General features: G+C 51.6%; 1 protein-coding gene. It reads left to right on the top strand.

Annotation, left to right across the window (positions count from 1 at the left end):
* The first annotated feature begins 91 nt into the window (after positions 1-91).
* A protein-coding gene (locus ACT3T6_RS17705) for an IS5 family transposase (protein WP_193054704.1) occupies positions 92-843 on the top strand; the annotation gives its coding sequence in 2 pieces (ribosomal slippage) (positions 92-320 and positions 320-843; 753 coding nt in all).
* The last annotated feature ends 13 nt before the right edge of the window (positions 844-856 follow it).

The following is an 856-nucleotide window of genomic DNA, read 5'->3' as shown; positions in this document are numbered from 1 at the left end:
TAGGGCGTGTCCTCATTTTGAAAGAAAGGCTGTCCCTCATTGATTTTCTGTGGGGTTGTGCGACTCTTCTTAACAGAGGGGGAGTACAGCCATGACACGATATGTTTTGACCGATGACATTTGGGAACAGCTTCAAGTCACCATGAAAGCAAAGGGTTGCCACCGCTGGCCCAATGATCGAAATGTGATGGAAGCAATACTCTGGAAACTCCGAACCGGCGCTCCCTGGCGCGATGTTCCAAGTGAGTTTTGCCCCTGGAAAACGGCCTATAATCGCTTCAACCGCTGGGCCACCAAAGGACTGTGGGAGCAATTTTTTTTGAGCTACGAGGCGAAATTGATACGGAGTGGGTATTCGCCGACGGAAGTTACCTCCGCGCTCACCAGCATGCGAGTGGAGCTCGGCATGGAGAAGAGCGGGCCATTGGAAAATCACGAGGAGGAGCTACCACCAAACTTCATATGCTCGCCGATGCGCATGGAAATCCGGTCGATTTTGAAGTCACTGGGGGTAACGTCCACGACGCCACGGTTGCAGAGCACCTCATAAAGAAGGTCGATCAAGCCGACCACTTCATTGCTGACAAGGGCTATGATTCAGAGGGCATCCGTGACCATGCCAGGGCAGGGGGCATCAACCCGATCATCCCCAAAAGATCAAACAACAGGACGCCAAATCCGGAGTTTGATGCCTTTCTCTACAGGCATCGCCATTTGGTAGAAAACCTCTTTGCTCGGCTGAAGCACTTTCGCAGCATTGCCACTCGCTTTGAGAAGCTGGCACGAAATTTCAAATCCATGGTTTACCTGGCGTGCACCTTCATTTGGTTGAAAATGAAATGAGGACACGCCCTAG

The sequence above is a fragment of the Halomonas sp. 72 genome (genome assembly GCF_052379785.1).
In the GTDB taxonomy this organism is placed as follows: Bacteria; Pseudomonadota; Gammaproteobacteria; order Pseudomonadales; family Halomonadaceae; genus Vreelandella; species Vreelandella citrativorans.
Note: the sequence above shows the minus strand (reverse complement) of the source record. Positions and strands in the feature narration are given on the sequence as shown.